The 16,985-nt window shown below is 73.5% G+C and carries 10 protein-coding genes and 1 pseudogene; 4 read left to right on the top strand and 7 right to left on the bottom strand.

The window, feature by feature from the left end:
* Positions 1 to 49: 49 nt before the first annotated feature.
* Positions 50 to 1,129 carry a prolipoprotein diacylglyceryl transferase gene (gene lgt / locus B079_RS31630; RefSeq protein ID WP_078495892.1) on the top strand — a complete coding sequence of 360 codons (1,080 nt, stop codon included), beginning with the start codon at positions 50 to 52 and terminating at the stop codon, positions 1,127 to 1,129.
* Positions 1,130 to 1,214: 85 nt separating this feature from the next.
* Here the strand turns inward: lgt and B079_RS0110015 are convergent, their stop codons facing one another.
* From B079_RS0110015 to B079_RS36535, 7 genes and pseudogenes are all read right to left on the bottom strand, one after another.
* The gene (locus tag B079_RS0110015; RefSeq protein WP_018545660.1) at positions 1,215 to 2,027 is read right to left on the bottom strand and encodes an HpcH/HpaI aldolase/citrate lyase family protein; all 813 of its coding nucleotides are present in this window, start codon (positions 2,025 to 2,027) and stop codon (positions 1,215 to 1,217) included.
* Positions 2,024 to 3,253, bottom strand: coding sequence for a CaiB/BaiF CoA transferase family protein (locus B079_RS0110020; protein WP_018545661.1), 1,230 nt, complete (start codon positions 3,251 to 3,253; stop codon positions 2,024 to 2,026). Before B079_RS0110020 ends, B079_RS0110015 begins: the two co-directional genes overlap by 4 nt.
* A complete protein-coding gene (gene rbsK / locus B079_RS0110025) occupies positions 3,250 to 4,143 on the bottom strand; it encodes a ribokinase (RefSeq protein WP_018545662.1) in 894 nt (297 codons plus the stop codon). Before rbsK ends, B079_RS0110020 begins: the two co-directional genes overlap by 4 nt.
* Positions 4,140 to 5,501, bottom strand: a complete 1,362-nt coding sequence (locus tag B079_RS0110030; protein WP_018545663.1) for an ADP-ribosylglycohydrolase family protein — start codon at positions 5,499 to 5,501, stop codon at positions 4,140 to 4,142. The genes rbsK and B079_RS0110030 overlap by 4 nt, the downstream gene beginning before the upstream one ends.
* Positions 5,498 to 6,673 carry an ADP-ribosylglycohydrolase family protein gene (locus tag B079_RS0110035; RefSeq protein WP_018545664.1) on the bottom strand — a complete coding sequence of 392 codons (1,176 nt, stop codon included), beginning with the start codon at positions 6,671 to 6,673 and terminating at the stop codon, positions 5,498 to 5,500. Before B079_RS0110035 ends, B079_RS0110030 begins: the two co-directional genes overlap by 4 nt.
* Before the next feature lie 7 nt (positions 6,674 to 6,680).
* Positions 6,681 to 7,793, bottom strand: coding sequence for an ADP-ribosylglycohydrolase family protein (locus B079_RS0110040; RefSeq protein WP_018545665.1), 1,113 nt, complete (start codon positions 7,791 to 7,793; stop codon positions 6,681 to 6,683).
* A gap of 623 nt (positions 7,794 to 8,416) precedes the next feature.
* Positions 8,417 to 9,439 (bottom strand): annotated as a pseudogene (locus B079_RS36535) (ADP-ribosylglycohydrolase family protein); the annotation flags it as partial.
* A gap of 281 nt (positions 9,440 to 9,720) precedes the next feature.
* Between B079_RS36535 and B079_RS0110050 the strand changes: the two are divergent.
* From B079_RS0110050 to B079_RS0110060, 3 genes are all read left to right on the top strand, one after another.
* A complete protein-coding gene (locus tag B079_RS0110050) occupies positions 9,721 to 10,452 on the top strand; it encodes a VIT1/CCC1 transporter family protein (RefSeq protein WP_018545667.1) in 732 nt (243 codons plus the stop codon).
* Between the two features lie 464 nt (positions 10,453 to 10,916).
* Positions 10,917 to 15,512 carry a glutamate synthase large subunit gene (gene gltB, locus B079_RS0110055; RefSeq protein ID WP_018545668.1) on the top strand — a complete coding sequence of 1,532 codons (4,596 nt, stop codon included), beginning with the start codon at positions 10,917 to 10,919 and terminating at the stop codon, positions 15,510 to 15,512.
* Complete coding sequence (locus tag B079_RS0110060; protein WP_018545669.1) at positions 15,505 to 16,968, top strand: glutamate synthase subunit beta; 1,464 nt, start codon at positions 15,505 to 15,507, stop codon at positions 16,966 to 16,968. Before gltB ends, B079_RS0110060 begins: the two co-directional genes overlap by 8 nt.
* Positions 16,969 to 16,985: the final 17 nt, after the last annotated feature.

The raw sequence follows: 16,985 nt of genomic DNA on the forward strand, positions 1-16,985 counted from the left end.
CCGGTCGCCCGGCGTCCGCGCGGCCCGGCACGGTAGCGTCGACCCTGCCATGGATATTGCCTACATTCCCAGTCCGTCGCGCGGGGTGCTGTACCTCGGCCCCATTCCGCTGCGCGGTTACGCCTTCTGCATCATCATCGGCGTCTTCGTCGCCGTCTGGCTCGGCAACAAGCGCTGGGTCGCCCGGGGCGGTCGCGCCGGGACGGTCGCCGACATCGCGGTGTGGGCCGTCCCCTTCGGCCTCGTCGGCGGTCGGCTCTACCACGTGATCACGGACTACGAGCTGTACTTCAGCCCGGGCCGGAACTGGGTGGACGCCTTCAAGGTCTGGGAAGGCGGCCTGGGCATCTGGGGCGCGATCGCGCTCGGCGCGCTCGGTGCCTGGATCGGCGCCCGCCGACGGGGCGTCGCGATGCCCGCCTACGCCGACGCCGTCGCCCCCGGCATCGCCTTCGCGCAGGCCATCGGCCGCTGGGGCAACTGGTTCAACCAGGAGCTGTACGGCCGCGAGACCCATCTGCCCTGGGCCCTGCACATCACCTCCTCCGAGGGCGGCCGGGTGCCGGGCTACTACCACCCGACGTTCCTGTACGAGTCGCTGTGGTGCGTGGGGGTCGGCTTCCTGGTCATCTGGGCCGACCGCCGCTTCAAGCTGGGCCACGGCCGCGCCTTCGCGCTGTACGTCGCCGCCTACTGCGTGGGCCGCGGCTGGATCGAGTACATGCGCGTGGACGACGCCCACCACATCCTGGGCCTGCGGCTCAACGACTGGACCGCGCTGATCGTCTTCCTGCTCGCGGTGGCCTACATGATCGTCTCGGCGCGGCTGCGGCCGGGGCGTGAGCCGGTGGTGGAGGCGGGCGCCGCCGGGGACGCCGAGGCGAAGGACGGCGCGTCCGAGGACGGCGCGTCGGAGGGCAAGGGCGACGGCAAGGACACGGCCGACGGCAAGGGCGAGGCGAAGCCTGAGGACGGCGCGGTCAAGCCGGACAAGGTCAAGCCGGACAAGGCCACGTCCGAGAAGGCCGAGCCCGCCGCCAAGGTCGACATGGCCAAGGCCGACGCGCCCGAGGCCGACGTGTCCGAGGTCTCCGAGGTCAAGGACACCGCCGAGGCCAAGAAGGGCTGACGCGCACGCGGTACGAGGTACACGGAGGGCGCCCGGGGATTCCCCGGGCGCCCTCCGCGCGTACCGCCCCGGCCGGGCGCCGCTCTCAGCCCCGCCGCACCAGCGACAGCGTGCGCCGGGCCAGCGCCACCGTCGCCGCGTCGATGAAGCGGCCGTCCGGCAGGGCCTGGGCGCCCTGCTCGGCGGCGGCGGCCTTGACCACGGTCTCGGCCTCCTCCAGCTCCGCCGGGGTCGGCTGGTAGGCCCGCTCGATCACCGGAAGCTGGCGGGGGTGGATCGCGGCCCGGCCGAGGAAGCCGAGGGCGCGGCCCCGGGCGCAGGAGGCGGCCAGCCCGTCCAGGTCCCGGATGTCGGGGTGGACGGACTGCGGGGGCGGGGCGAGTCCCGCCGCGCGGGCGGCGACGATCACCCGGGACCGGGACCAGTCGAGCCCCGAGTCGGCCCGTACCCCGAGATCGGCCCGCAGATCGGCCTCGCCCAGCGAGATCCCGCGCAGGGAGGGATGGGCGCGGGCGATGGCGTGGGCGTGCTCGATGCCGAGGGCGGACTCCAGGAGCGCGTACAGCGGCAGCGCGGTGAGGACGGCGGTGTGCCGTACCTCGTCGGGGGAGGCGACCTTGGGCAGCCGGAGCCCGGACGCGCCGGGCAGGGCGGCCAGCGCGGCGAGGTCCGCCGCGCCCCAGGGGCCGTCGGCCGCGTTCAGCCGGACGTGCACCGGGACCGGCTGGTGCTCGCAGAGCCGTTCGGCGGTGGCCGTGCGGGCGTACTCCTTGCGGTCCGGGGCGACCGCGTCCTCCAGGTCGATCACCACTACGTCGGCGCCCGCGACGAGCGCCTTGTCCACCACATGGGGCCGGTCGCCGGGGACGTAGAGCCAGGTCAGCGGGGTGCGGCTCACAGGGCGCCCTCCTCGCGCAGGGCGGTGAGGTCGGCCGGGCCGAGTCCCAGTTCGGTGAGCACGTCCTCGGTGTCGGCGCCGTGCCCGCGCCCGGCCCAGCGGATCGCGCCGGGGGTCGCGGAGAGCCGGAAGAGGACGTTCTGCATCTTCAGCGGGCCGAGGTCCGGGTCGGGGACGGTGGTGACCGTGTCCAGGGCCTGGTACTGCGGGTCGGTGAACACGTCCCGTACGTCCTGCACGGGGGCGATGGCCGCCTCCGCCTTCTCGAAGGCGGCCAGCACCTCGTCGCGGTCGCGGGCCGCGATCCAGGAGCCGACCGCCGCGTCCAGGACGTCGGCGTGCGCGGCCCGCTGGGCGCCGCTCGCGAACCACGGTTCCTCGATCAGCTCCGGGCGGCCCACAAGGCGCATCACCCGCTCGGCCACCGACTGGGCCGAGGTGGAGACCGCGACCCAGGAGCCGTCGGCGGTGCGATAGGTGTTGCGCGGGGCGTTGTTCGCGGAGCGGTTGCCGGTGCGTTTCTGCACATAGCCGAGCTGGTCGTACCAGGTGGGCTGGGGGCCGAGCATGGCGAGCATCGGCTCGATGATGGCCATGTCCACGACCTGTCCGGCGCCGGTGCGGTCGCGGGCGGCGAGCGCGGTGAGCACGGCGTAGGCGGTCGCAAGGGCGGTGACCGAGTCCGCGAGTCCGAACGGCGGCAGGGTCGGCGGGGCGTCCGGTTCGCCGGTGAGGGCCGCGAAGCCGCTCATGGCCTCCGCGAGCGTGCCGAAGCCGGGCCGGTGCGCGTACGGCCCGAACTGGCCGAAGGCGGTGACCCGGGCGAGCACCAGGCGGGGGTTGGCGGCCGACAGCTCGGGCCAGCCGAGGTCCCACTTCTCCAGGGTGCCGGGGCGGAAGTTCTCGATCACCACGTCGGCGGTGGCCGCGAGCCGCAGCAGGGTCGCGCGGCCACCGGGGCGGGACAGATCGAGGGTGATGGCGCGCTTGTTGCGGCCGAGCACCTTCCACCACAGGCCGATCCCGTCCTTGGCCGGGCCGTGCCCGCGCGAGGGGTCGGGGCGGCGTGGGTGCTCCACCTTGATCACCTCGGCGCCGAAGTCACCGAGCATCGTGGCGGCCAGCGGACCGGCGAAGAGCGTGGCCAGGTCCAGGACGCGCAGTCCGTCCAGCGGCTGGACGGACGGGCGCGGGGCGCGGGGCGTGTTCTCGTCCGGGCTGCTCATGTCGTGTACTGGGCCTCGATCTCCTGGCGGTAGGGCATCGACACCGACGCCCCTTCCCGCTGCACCGACAGGGACGCCGCGGCGGACGCCCACAACAGGGCCTCGCGGATGGGCCGTTCCTCGGCCAGGGCGACCGCGAGCGCGCCCGCGAAGGTGTCGCCCGCGCCGGTGGAGTCCACGGCGGTGACCAGGGGCGCGGGCACTACCAGCGGCTCGGTGCCGCGCGCGACGTAGAGGCTGCCGGCCGCGCCCAGGGTGACGACCACCTCGGGCACCAGGTCGAGCAGCGCGGTGGCCGCCTCACGCGGGTCGATACGCCCTGTGAGGGTGACGGCCTCGTACTCGTTGGGGATCAACAGGTCGGTGGCCTCCAGGAGTTCGGGGGGCAGCGGCTGGGCGGGGGAGGGGGTGAGCACGGTGCGCACACCGTGCCGTCGTGCCGTCTCGGCGCCCGCGAGGACCCCGTCGAGCGGGATCTCCAGTTGCAGCAGCAGGGCGTCGGCGGCGGTGAGGGCGCCCTCGTCGCCGGGGGCGAGATGGTCCACGGTGCCGTTGGCGCCGGGGATGACGACGATGGAGTTGCCGCCCTCGTCGTCCACCACGATGTGCGCGGTGCCGGAGGGGCCCTCCACCGTGCGCAGGAAGTCGGTGTCCACGCCGGAGTGTTCGAGGGTGTCGCGCAGCCGGAGCCCGAAGGCGTCGTTGCCGACCGCGCCGATCATCGAGACGGTGGCGCCGCACCGGGCGGCGGCGATGGCCTGGTTGGCGCCCTTGCCGCCGGGGATGGTGTGGAACTCGCGCCCGGTCACGGTCTCGCCGCGCTGCGGGGCCTTGGCGACGTAGGTGACGAGGTCCATGTTGGTGCTGCCGAGGACCGCGATATGGGTCATGGTCGGGTCGCCTCCAGGTGGGTGAGGTGGGCCAGGGTGTCGAAGCCGGTGCCGTCGAAGTCGGCGACGGTGGTGGCGAGCCGGTTCTTCAGCGGGGCCCGCCAGTGTTCGGGCAGTGCCTCGGGGGAGCCCGCGAGCAGCCCCGCGACACTGCCCGCCGTCGCCCCGTTGGAGTCGGTGTCCCAACCGCCGGACACCGCACGGCAGATGGAGCCGGAGAAGTCGCCGTCCGCGTGGGTGAGCGCGGCGGCGATCAGGGCGGTGTTGGGGATCGCGTGCACCCAGTGGTGGGTGGCGTCGTACCGGGCGTGGAGCCGGTCCACCACGTCGTCGAAGTCGTCGTGCTCATGGGCCAGTCGGACGGCGTGGTCGAGCGCTGCGGCCAGCCGGGAGCGGGCCGGGACGACCGTGCGGCCGGTGCGCAGACAGGCGTGCACGTCGTGCGTGCCGGTCGCTGCGGCGGCGAGGACGGCTGCGATGAACATCGCCGCGTAGACGCCGTTCGCGGTGTGGGTCAACACGGCGTCGCGGTACGCCTGTTCGGCGGCGGCGGCCGGGTCGCCCGGGTGGGTCCAGCCGTGGACGTCGGCGCGGATCAGCGCGCCGATCCACTCGCGGAACGGGTTGCGGTGCCGTGCGGTGCGCGGGGGTTCGATCCCGTCCAGGAGGTTGCGGAAGGCGACGCGTTCGGCGGTGAAGGTGCGGCCGGGCGGGAGTTCGTCCAGCCAGAGCGCGGCCACCTGGTCGGTGCTGAAGGCGCGGCCGTGCCGCCGGAGCAGCAGCAGGCCCAGCAGGGGGTAGTTGAGGTCGTCGTCCTCGGGCATGCCGTCGATGTTCTCGGCGAGCGAGGTGGGGGCCGAGCGGCGGTTCCAGGGATACCGGGCCAGCAGCTCGGCGGGGACGCCCCGGGCGGTGAACCACGTGGTCAGCGGCCGGTTCCCGGCGGCCTCGGCGAGGGCGCGGATGCCGTCGAGCGGCAGCTTCTCCACCGGCTTGCCCAGCAGGCACCCGGCCGCGCGGCCGAGCCAGGCGGCCTCCAGGGCGGCGGGGGAGACGCCGGTGTGCTCGCGCGGGGCGGGCCAGTCGGGGCAGGCTTCCTTGAGCGCGGTCCACTCCGTCGGCTCGTCGGCCGTCAACGCGCTGGGCAGATCGGCGAGTTCGTCCAGCAGATCCTCGGCGAGCAGCCGCAGCGAGCGGGAGACCGGCTCCGGGGAGGCACCGGCCCGCTCGGGGGCGTCCGGTCCGCCCGCCGCCTTCCAGCGTGCCTCGATCCGTGCGGGCTCCCGGCCGTCCAGGCGGGCCTGGCGGATCTCGTGGCCGAGCAGGTCCTCGGGCTGGACCCAGGTCAGCCGGATCATGCCGGGCCCCCGAGCGCGGCGAAGGCCCGCTCGTGCGCGCGCCGCCGGGCCACGTCCCGCGCGAAGACCTCCCGGGCGACCCCGGCCAGTTCCCGCGCCGGGGCCCACAGGTCCAGACGGCTGGCCTCGGCCACCGTCTTCGCCCACTCCTCGGGCACCGGCGAGCCGAGCGCGCCGGTGATCGCGCCCGCCATGGTGGCGATGGAGTCGCAGTCGCGCCCGTAGTTCACCGAGCCGAGCACCGCGTGCCGGAAGTCGCCGCCCGCGACCAGCACCATGCCGAGCGCCACCGGCAGCTCCTCGATGGAGTGCAGCCGCGAGGGGCGGCGGGCGCCGAGCGAGGGGGCGCGGTAGTCGGGGCCGACCGTGTCGTACGGCGCCACCGCCGTGCGCAGCGGGACCAGCGCGGACTCGAAGTCGCCGTATCCGGCAGCGGTTTCGCAGACCTTCTCGATCGCCTCGCGGGTGCCGTCCTTCGCCAGTGCCAGCGCGGCGGCCACCACCGAGTCCGGGGTGGCCCCGGGCGCGGTCGCGGCGGCGACGGCCGCGGCGAAGACCCCGGCGGCCTCCCTGCCGTACGACGACTGGTGGGCGCCCGCGACGTCCAGTGCCTCGGCGTACGCGGCGGCCGGGTCGGCGGCGTTGACCAGGCCGACCGGCGCCATGTACATCGCCGCACCGCAGTTGACGATGTTTCCGCTGCCCGCCTCGCGCGGGTCCACATGACCGTAGGCCAGCCGGGCCACCAGCCACTTCTCGGCGAGGAAGATCCGCTGGAGCGGCAGCGCCTCCGCCTCCAGCTCGGGGATCCAGCGGGGGGTGGTCATCAGGTCCGGGACCAGATGGTCGGCGACCGCGTAGGCGTCCAGATGGTCGCGGACGCGCTGGTAGACCCGGATCAGCGCGTGGGTCATCAAGGTGTCGTCGGTGACGTGCCCGTCGCCCTTGTGGTACGGCGCGATGGGGCGGGCGGTGCGCCAGGCGTCGCCGTTCCAGGGGCCGACGAAGCCGTGGACGCGGCCACCGTGGCGGTCGGCGATCTGGTCGGGGGAGTAGCCCTCGACGGGGCCGCCGAGCGCGTCGCCCACGGCGGCGCCGACCAGGGCTCCGGTGATCCGTGCGTCCAGTGCGGTCAGTCCTGGGCCGGGGATTTCTTCCTTTTCGGGCGTCATGCCCGAATCATCCCTCCGGTCGGGCCCGTTGTGCGGCTTCCAGCAGCCCGGCGAGTTCCACGAGGTCCGTACCGGTGAGCCGGGGCAGCGCGCAGCCGGACAGGACGCGGCACGCGTCCCGCCACGTCCCGGGCACGCACGCGCCGCCGCCGAGTGCGCCGGTGAGCGCCCCGGCCAGCGCCGGAGCGGAATCCGCGACCCGGGACAGGCAGGCAGCGGCCGGGACGGCCTCGCGGATACGGCCCCCGGAGGCGGCGGTCAGCGCGAGTGCGACGGGGACCGTCTCGGCGGCGGCGACACCGTAGCTGTACACATGATCGACGATCCGGTGCTCCAGGAGAGGGATCAGCTCGAAGGCCGAGCCGCTGTCCGGGACCAGCGCGAGCGCCTGGCGGGCGTTGCGGCCGATCTCCGTCCCGGCCGGGAGTTCGGCGAGCGCCGCCGCCACGCACTCGTCCGGCTTCGCCCCGCCGAGGGCCGACGCCAGCGCCGCCGCCATCGCCCGCGCGCCGTGCACGCCGTCGCCGTCCTGGGTGTAGCGGGCGTCGAACTCCGCGAGGTCCGCCGCGCGCCGGGCGTCACCGGGGTGGGCCACGGCGAGGACACAGGCCCGCACACAGGCGGCGTCGTCGAAGTAGTGCGGGTTGTCGTGCCCGGTCGCGGGCGGTCGCAGCCCGGCGGCCAGATTCCCGAGGCCCGCCCGCACCGAGATCCGGGCGCGCAGCGGCAGGACGGCCGACTCGATCTCCGGCGCGCGCTCCGCCGCGGCCGACACCTCCGCGGCCACGGCGGTCCAGGTCAGGTCGATGGCCGCGCGCATCCTGCGCTCCCGGCTCAGGTCCCCGAGCACGTCGTCCCCGGCCCGCAGCACCGCCTCGGCCGCGAACGCCGCCCACTCTGCGTCGTCGGAGGGGCCGAGCCGCAGCGGTTCCGGGGGCTGGTTCAGCGCGACCGGCACGGGCAGCGTGGTCGTCGCGTTCAGCTCCGCGAACGTGTCCAGCTCCCGGGTGAGCCGCCGCGTCCACTCCGGCATCCGCGCCGCCCGATGCCGCGCGGCGGGCCACCCGGCCGCGTCCCCGGCGGCCAGACCGAGCAGCAGTCCCTCGATACGGCGGCTCACGCGGGCACCTCCGAGTCGGCGCGGGTGCGGGTGTCCGGGGCGGGCGCGGCGGGATCGGCCGGGTGTGTGGGCGCGGCCCGCCCCGCGCCGGAGGCGGCGCCCTGCCCCGGATGTCCGGCGTCGTCGGGCGGCGCGACGGGCACGGCTCGCGCCCCGGCCGCTTCCGGCCCGGTCCCCGTCCGCTCGGCAGCGCCCGCGAGGCCGGGCGACGACACCGGCGCGGTCCGCACCCCGGCCGCCTCCCGGCCGACCCCGGGCCGCTCCGGGGGTACGACCCCGGCGGGAGGCGCCGCGGATGCCGCCCCGCCCTCCGGTGCCGCGCCGCTCCCGGTCGTCACCTGTTCCCGTACCTCTTCGCTTCCGGCGGTCACCCGTTCCCGCGCCGTCTCACTCCCGGCCGTCACCAGTCCCCGTACCTCTTCGCTTCCGGCGGTCACCAGTTCCCGCGTCGCCTCGCTCCCGGCCGTCACCAGTCCCCGCACCTCCTCACTCCCGACCGTCACCCGTTCCCGCACCCCCTCCCGCGCCGTGCCGCCCCCCGCCGAAGCCGCCTCGCGGAGCGCCCCGCTCCGCACCAGCTCCCGTACCTCCTCCGGCAGGAAGTCCGGTACGGCGAGCGCCTCGCCCCATTTGCCGCCCTCCTCGGGGACCAGGAGTTCGGCGATGTCCAGGACGTGGTGGCCGGCCATGGCGGGCAGGCAGCGGCCCCGGGCGGGGCCGATGGCGGCGGCCCACTCGGCGGGGATCGCGCAGACGCCCTGGGTGGCACCGGCGAGGGCACCCGCGACCGCCGCCGTGGTGTCGGCGTCGCGGCCCATGTTGACGGCGGTGAGGACCGCCTCCCGGAAGTCGCCGTCGGCCGCCGCGTACGCCCCGAAGGCGAGGGCGACGGCCTCGGGGGCGAGGTCGGTCCAGGGGTAGCCGCCGATGACCACGGCGGAGCGGACCGCGCGTTCGCCCCGGTGGGCGACGGCGACCGCGCGGCGCAGCGAGCGGGCGGTCCAGGAGTCGTCGGGTACGGCCGCGAGCGCGGCGGCGATCACCACGGCCGGGTCGGCGCCCGCCATCGCCGCCGCCACCCCGGCCGCGACCGCCTGCCCGCCGTGGATGCCCTCGCCCTCGTGGCTGACCGAGCCGTCGATCGCCACCAGCCGGGCCGCCTCGCCCGGCCGTCCGGCGGCGAACACCCCGAAGGGCGCCGCCCGCATCGCGAGCCCGTCGCTCCAGGCGTGCCGGTGCTGGGCGGAGATGGGGGCGGCCAGTCCGCGCCGCAGGTTCTCCAGGGTGCCGCGCTCGCTGAAGCCCGCGCCCCGGAAGGGGCCCTCGGCGCGGTCCGCGATCCACTGGTGCCAGGCCGCCTCGACATGCGCCGGGGTGAGCGCGGAGCCGTGCCGGGCGAGCAGCAGCCCCGAGAAGATCGCGTACTCGGTGTCGTCCGTGCCCGAGGGCCGGTCGGTGACGTACCCGGTGATACGGCCCCAGCGGGCGCGGATCTCGGAGGGCTTCATGTTCTCGGCCGGGGCGCCGAGCGCGTCGCCGACCGCCAGGCCGAGCAGCGCCCCGCGCGCCCGCTCACGCGGTCCGGGGCGGTTCCCGGACGCCGGGTCCGGGACGGGGTCCGGGGCGGTGCGGGCGGTCGAAGCCATGGCGGACTCTCCTTCGGCGGGGGGTCGCGCTACAGGCGTGGGCCGCGCGGCCCTTTGCGGATGTGTCCCCCGTGACACGCGCCGACCAGCCTCCGGAGGCCCAGCATCACTCTCTCGGCATCTGAGCGTTCGATTCCTCGGATGAGCAAGAAAAGGTAAAGCCGCAGGTTAGCGGAGCCTTTCCTTGCTGGCGGGCAAGGAATGCCCGACGTAGGTTGGTAGTTGTCAAAAGATAGAAACAGTCCAAAGTTAGCTTTGGCTAAGCTCCCCGGGGGTCCTGAATGGCCATCATCGACACCGAGGCCACGCTGCACGAGGCGCACCGTGACAACCACACCCACCGCGACGTCAACGGCGGCTGGCTGCGCCCCGCCGTCTTCGGCGCGATGGACGGCCTGGTGTCCAACCTCGCCCTGCTGACCGGTGTCGCGGGCGGGTCCGTCGGCCATCAGGCGATCGTGCTCACGGGCCTGGCCGGGCTCGCCGCCGGCGCCTTCTCGATGGCGGCCGGTGAGTACACCTCCGTCGCCTCGCAGCGCGAGCTGGTGCTGGCCGAGCTGGACGTGGAGCGCCGTGAGCTGCGCAAGCACCCGCAGGCCGAGGAGGAGGAGCTGGCCGCGCTGTACACCGCGCGCGGGGTCGAGCCCGGCCTCGCCCGCGAGGTCGCCCGGCAGCTGTCGCAGGACCCCGAGCGCGCCCTGGAGATCCACGCCCGCGAGGAGCTGGGCATCGACCCGGCCGACCTGCCCTCGCCGCTGGTGGCCGCCGTGTCCTCGTTCGGTTCGTTCGCGCTGGGTGCCCTGCTGCCCGTGCTGCCGTTCCTGCTCGGCGTGACCGTGCTGTGGCCCGCCGTGCTCCTCGCCCTCGCCGGACTCTTCGGCTGTGGTGCGGTGGTGGCCCGGGTGACGGCGCGGACCTGGTGGTTCAGCGGCCTCAGGCAGCTCGCCCTCGGTGGCGCCGCGGCCGGTGTGACGTACGCCCTGGGCAGTCTGTTCGGTACGGCCCTAGGATGACAGGCGCGGAATGTATGCGAGAGCCTGCATAAATAATCGTTACTCGCGGGTTTCGAACGCTTAACCACGGGGCATGACCAGTGAGCACTGGCACTGCGGGCAATGACGCCTGCGGTGGCGCCCCGCGGACCCGGGGGAAAGACACCCGGCCCGCCCCCTCGGACCGGCCCGGTCCCGATCCGACCGATCACCCCGGCCCGGCCTTCACGCACCTTTCCCGCCGCCGTGCGCGGCACCCGCCGTGACCGACCTCGCGGCACCCGCCGCGACCCCTGCGGCACCCTCGCCGCACCCCCGCGGCACCCGACGCGACCTTCCGTGTGGCGTCCGCATGCTGGAACGGCCTATCCGGTTCCCGGGAGCCGTCCCATCATGTAACCTGCACGAAATTTTGCACCCCACGCAGAGGGCCAGCGTCGTCCCTCGGTACCGCACATGGCCAGATGACGACGACGGGAGAGCCGATGCGTACGCCGCGCCAGCCGTCCCAGCACTCCGTGACCGACCGCCCCTGGTCCTTCATGGATGCCCGCCCTGCGGCTCAGGGCATGTACGACCCCCGCGACGAACACGACGCCTGTGGCGTCGGTTTCGTGGCCACCCTCACCGGCGAGGCGAGCCACGCGCTGGTCGAGCAGGCGCTGACAGTACTGCGCAACCTGGAGCACCGAGGTGCCACCGGCTCCGAACCCGACTCCGGGGACGGCGCCGGCATCCTCTCCCAGGTGCCCGACGCGTTCTTCCGCGAGGTGGCCGGATTCGATCTGCCGGCCGCCGGTTCCTACGCGGTCGGCACCGCCTTCCTGCCCGAGGACGGCACCTCCGACGCCGTCTCACGGATTGAGACGATCGCCGCCGAGGAGGGCCTTACGGTCCTCGGCTGGCGCGAGGTCCCGGTCGCCCCCGAACTGCTCGGTGCGACCGCTCGCTCGACCATGCCCGCCTTCCGTCAGATCTTCGTCTCCGACGGCGTCAGCGAGGGCATCGCGCTCGACCGCAAGGCGTTCGTCCTGCGCAAGCGCGCCGAGCGGGAGGTGGGGGTCTACTTCCCCTCGCTGTCCGCCCGGACCATCGTCTACAAGGGCATGCTGACCACCGGCCAGCTGGAGCCCTTCTTCCCGGACCTGTCCGACCGCCGCTTCGCCTCCGCGATCGCGCTCGTCCACTCGCGCTTCTCCACGAACACCTTCCCGTCGTGGCCGCTCGCGCATCCGTACCGCTTCATCGCGCACAACGGTGAGATCAACACCGTCAAGGGCAACCGCAACTGGATGCGCGCCCGCGAGTCCCAGCTCGCCTCGGACCTGTTCGGCACCGAGGACAACCTCGCCCGGACCTTCCCGGTCTGTACGCCGGACGCCTCCGACTCGGCGTCCTTCGACGAAGTTCTCGAACTGCTGCACCTGGGTGGCCGCTCGCTGCCCCACTCCGTGCTGATGATGATCCCGGAGGCGTGGGAGAACCACGCCTCGATGGACCCGGCCCGGCGCGCCTTCTACCAGTTCCACTCCACGATGATGGAGCCCTGGGACGGTCCCGCCTGCGTCACCTTCACCGACGGCGTCCAGGTCGGCGCCGTCCTCGACCGCAACGGCCTGCGCCCCGGCCGCTACTGGGTCACCGACGAGGGCCTGGTCGTCCTCGGCTCCGAGGTCGGCGTCCTCGACATCGACCCCGCGCGCGTGGTCCGCAAGGGCCGCCTCCAGCCCGGCCGCATGTTCCTCGTGGACACCGCCGAGCACCGCATCATCGAGGACGACGAGATCAAGGCGTCCCTCGCCGCCGAGCAGCCCTACGGCGACTGGATGGAGGCCGGGGAGATCGAGCTGGGCGACCTGCCCGAGCGCGAGCACATCGTGCACACCCACGCCTCGGTCACCCGCCGCCAGCAGACCTTCGGCTACACCGAGGAAGAGCTGCGCGTCATCCTCGCCCCCATGGCCAAGGCGGGCGCCGAGCCCATCGGCTCCATGGGCACCGACAGCCCCATCGCGGCCCTCTCCGAGCGCCCCCGGCTGCTGTTCGACTACTTCACCCAGCTCTTCGCGCAGGTCACCAACCCCCCGCTGGACGCCATCCGCGAGGAACTGGTCACCTCCCTGCGCTCCTCGCTGGGCCCCTCGGGCAACCTGCTCGACCCGAGCGCCGCGTCCTGCCGCTCGGTCCTGCTGCCCTTCCCGGTGATCGACAACGACGAGCTGGCCAAGCTCATCCACGTCAACGCCGACGGCGACATGCCCGGCTTCAAGGCCGCGACCCTCTCCGGCCTCTACCGGGTCTCCGGTGGCGGCGAGTCGCTGGCCGCGCGCATCGAGGAGATCTGCGCCGAGGCGGACGCCGCCATCGACAACGGCGCCCGGCTGATCGTCCTGTCCGACCGGCACTCCGACGCCGAGCACGCGCCGATCCCCTCGCTGCTGCTCACCGCCGCCGTCCACCACCACCTCATCCGCACCAAGCAGCGCACCCACGTGGGCCTGCTGGTCGAGGCCGGTGACGTGCGCGAGGTCCACCACGTCGCCCTGCTGATCGGCTACGGCGCCGCCGCCGTCAACCCGTACCTGGCGATGGAGTCCGTCGAGGACCTGGTCCGCGCGGGCACCTTCCTGCCCGGCATGGAGCCCGAGCAGGCCATCCGCAACCTGATCTACGCCCTCGGCAAGGGCGTCCTCAAGGTGATGTCCAAGATGGGCATCTCCACCGTCGCCTCCTACCGGGGCGCCCAGGTCTTCGAGGCCGTCGGCCTGGACGACGCCTTCGTGGCGAAGTACTTCGACGGCACCACCTCCAAGATCGGCGGCGTCGGCATCGACGTCATCGCCCAGGAGGTCGCCGCCCGCCACGCCAAGGCGTACCCGGCCAGCGGCATCGCGCCCGCGCACCGCACCCTGGAGATCGGCGGCGAGTACCAGTGGCGCCGCGAGGGCGAGCCGCACCTGTTCGACCCCGAGACGGTCTTCCGCCTCCAGCACTCCACCCGGGCCGGCCGGTACGACATCTTCAAGAAGTACACCGACCGCGTGAACGAGCAGTCCGAGCGCCTGATGACGCTGCGCGGCCTGTTCGGCTTCACCTCAGGGCGGGCTCCCATCCCGGTGGACGAGGTCGAGCCGGTCTCCGAGATCGTCAAGCGCTTCTCCACCGGCGCCATGTCGTACGGCTCCATCTCCCGCGAGGCGCACGAGACGCTGGCCATCGCGATGAACGAGCTGGGCGGCAAGTCCAACACCGGCGAGGGCGGCGAGGACCCGGAGCGGCTCTACGACCCGGCCCGGCGCAGCGCCATCAAGCAGGTCGCCTCCGGCCGCTTCGGCGTCACCTCCGAGTACCTGGTCAACGCCGACGACATCCAGATCAAGATGGCCCAGGGCGCCAAGCCCGGCGAGGGCGGCCAGCTGCCCGGCCACAAGGTCTACCCGTGGGTGGCCAGGACCCGGCACTCCACGCCCGGCGTCGGCCTGATCTCCCCGCCCCCGCACCACGACATCTACTCCATCGAGGACCTGGCCCAGCTGATCCACGACCTGAAGAACGCGAACCCGCAGGCGCGGATCCACGTGAAGCTGGTCTCCGAGGTCGGCGTCGGCACGGTCGCGGCGGGTGTGTCCAAGGCGCACGCGGACGTGGTGCTCATCTCCGGCCACGACGGCGGCACGGGTGCCTCCCCGCTGACCTCGCTCAAGCACGCGGGCGGTCCCTGGGAGCTGGGCCTCGCCGAGACCCAGCAGACCCTGCTGCTCAACGGGCTGCGCGACCGGATCGTCGTCCAGACCGACGGCCAGCTCAAGACCGGCCGCGACGTGGTCATCGCCGCGCTGCTCGGCGCCGAGGAGTTCGGTTTCGCCACCGCGCCCCTGGTCGTCTCCGGCTGCGTGATGATGCGCGTCTGCCACCTGGACACCTGCCCGGTCGGCATCGCCACCCAGAACCCGGTGCTGCGCGAGCGGTTCAACGGCAAGGCCGAGTACGTCGTCAACTTCTTCAAGTTCATCGCCGAAGAGGTCCGCGAACTCCTGGCCGAGCTGGGCTTCCGCTCCATCGAGGAGGCCGTCGGCCACGCCGAGGTGCTGGACGTCGAGCGCGCGGTGAACCACTGGAAGGCCCAGGGCCTGGACCTGGCCCCGCTCTTCCACGTGCCCGAGCTGCCCGAGGGCGCGGTGCGCCACCAGATCACCACCCAGGACCACGGCCTGGAGAAGGCGCTCGACAACGAGCTGATCAAGCTCGCCGCCGACGCGCTGGCCGTCCCGGACGCCACCGAGGCCCACCCGGTGCGCGCCCAGGTCGCCATCCGCAACATCAACCGCACGGTCGGCACCATGCTCGGCCACGAGGTGACCCGGAAGTTCGGTGGCGCGGGCCTGCCCGACGACACCATCGACATCACCTTCACCGGCTCGGCCGGCCAGTCCTTCGGCGCCTTCCTGCCGCGCGGCGTCACCCTCCGCCTGGAGGGCGACGCCAACGACTACGTCGGCAAGGGCCTCTCCGGCGGCCGGATCGTCGTCCGCCCCGACCGCGCCGCCGACCACCTGGCCGAGTACTCCACCATCGCGGGCAACACGATCGGCTACGGCGCCACCGGCGGCGAGCTGTTCCTGCGCGGCCGTACCGGCGAACGCTTCTGCGTCCGCAACTCCGGCGCGCTGGTGGTCTCCGAGGGCGTGGGCGACCACGGCTGCGAGTACATGACCGGCGGCCACGCCGTCGTCCTCGGCCCGACCGGCCGCAACTTCGCGGCGGGCATGTCCGGCGGCATCGCCTATGTGATCGACCTCGACCGGGACAACGTCAACCCCGGCAACGCGGGCGCGATCGAGCCCCTGGACGACGCCGACCGGAGCTGGCTGCACGACGTGGTGCGCCGCCACGCGGAGGAGACCGGCTCCACGGTCGCCGCCAAGCTGCTCGACGACTGGGACCGGGCCGTCGAGCGCTTCAGCAAGATCATCCCCAGCACGTACAAGGCAGTGCTCGCCGCCAAGGACGCCGCCGAGCGAGCCGGTCTCTCCGAGACCGAGATCACCGAGAAGATGATGGAGGCGGCGACCAATGGCTGATCCCAAGGGCTTTCTTCACCACGGCCGCGAGGTCGCCCGCACCCGCCCCGTGGACGTGCGCCTCAAGGACTGGAACGAGGTCTACGTCCCCGGCTCCCTGCTGCCGATCATCAGCAAGCAGGCCAGCCGGTGCATGGACTGCGGCATCCCGTTCTGTCACAACGGCTGTCCGCTCGGGAACCTGATCCCCGAGTGGAACGACTACGCCTACCGCGAGGACTGGGCCGCCGCCTCCGAGCGGCTGCACGCGACCAACAACTTCCCGGAGTTCACCGGGCGGCTGTGCCCCGCCCCCTGTGAGTCGGCCTGTGTGCTGGGCATCAACCAGCAGCCGGTCACCATCAAGAACGTCGAGGTCTCCATCATCGACAAGGCGTGGGAGACCGGGGACGTCGCCCCGCGCATCCCCGAGCGCCTGTCCGGCAAGACCGTCGCCGTCATCGGCTCGGGCCCGGCCGGGCTCGCCGCCGCCCAGCAGCTCACCCGCGCCGGGCACACGGTCGCCGTCTACGAGCGCGCCGACCGCGTCGGCGGCCTGCTGCGGTACGGCATCCCCGAGTTCAAGATGGAGAAGCGGCACATCAACCGCCGCATAGAGCAGATGCGCGCGGAGGGCACCCGCTTCCGCACCGGCGTCGAGATCGGCCGCGACCTCAAGGCGACCGACCTCAAGAAGCGCTACGACGCCGTCGTCCTGGCCGTGGGCGCCACCACCGCCCGTGATCTCCCCGTCCCCGGGCGGGAGTTGAACGGCATCCACCAGGCGATGGAGTATCTGCCGCTGTCCAACAAGGTCCAGGAGGGCGACTACGTGGCCCCGCCGATCTCGGCCGAGGGCAAGCACGTCGTCGTCATCGGCGGCGGCGACACCGGCGCCGACTGCGTGGGCACTGCCCACCGCCAGGGCGCGGCCTCCGTCACCCAGCTGGAGATCATGCCCCGCCCGAGCGACGAGCGGCACCCGCTGAACCAGCCCTGGCCGACCTTCCCCATGCTCTACAAGGTCACCAGCGCCCACGAGGAGGGCGGTGAGCGGGTCTACTCCGTCTCCACCACCCACTTCGAGGGCGACGAGGACGGCAACGTCCAGTGGCTGCACCTGGCCGAGGTCGAGTTCATCGACGGCAGGCTGACCCCCAAGCCGGGCAGCGAGCGGAAGATCCCGGCCCAGCTGGTCACCCTCGCCATGGGCTTCACCGGCACCGACCGGGAGAACGGGCTCGTGGAGCAGTTCGGTCTCGACCTGGACGAGCGGGGCAACATCGCCCGCGACGCCGACTTCCAGACCAACGTGCCCGGCGTGTTCGTCGCCGGTGACGCGGGCCGCGGCCAGTCCCTCATCGTGTGGGCCATCGCCGAGGGCCGCTCCGCCGCCCGCGGCGTGGACCGCCACCTCACCGGGGCGAGCGACCTGCCCGCCCCGATCCGCCCGACCGACCGCGCCCTGGCGGTCTGACGGCCCCTCCACCGGAT

Source organism: Streptomyces sp. LaPpAH-108, assembly GCF_000373625.1.
In the GTDB taxonomy this organism is placed as follows: Bacteria; Actinomycetota; Actinomycetes; order Streptomycetales; family Streptomycetaceae; genus Streptomyces.

Excerpts from the sequence above, each read along its gene's own strand:
- lgt (WP_078495892.1), top strand. The coding sequence starts at position 50 with ATGGATATTGCCTACATTCCCAGTCCGTCGCGCGGGGTGCTGTACCTC.
- B079_RS0110020 (WP_018545661.1), bottom strand. The coding sequence starts at position 3,253 with ATGAGCAGCCCGGACGAGAACACGCCCCGCGCCCCGCGCCCGTCCGTC.
- rbsK (WP_018545662.1), bottom strand. The coding sequence starts at position 4,143 with ATGACCCATATCGCGGTCCTCGGCAGCACCAACATGGACCTCGTCACC.
- B079_RS0110030 (WP_018545663.1), bottom strand. The coding sequence starts at position 5,501 with ATGATCCGGCTGACCTGGGTCCAGCCCGAGGACCTGCTCGGCCACGAG.
- B079_RS0110035 (WP_018545664.1), bottom strand. The coding sequence starts at position 6,673 with ATGACGCCCGAAAAGGAAGAAATCCCCGGCCCAGGACTGACCGCACTG.
- B079_RS0110050 (WP_018545667.1), top strand. The coding sequence starts at position 9,721 with ATGGCCATCATCGACACCGAGGCCACGCTGCACGAGGCGCACCGTGAC.
- gltB (WP_018545668.1), top strand. The coding sequence starts at position 10,917 with ATGCGTACGCCGCGCCAGCCGTCCCAGCACTCCGTGACCGACCGCCCC.
- B079_RS0110060 (WP_018545669.1), top strand. The coding sequence starts at position 15,505 with ATGGCTGATCCCAAGGGCTTTCTTCACCACGGCCGCGAGGTCGCCCGC.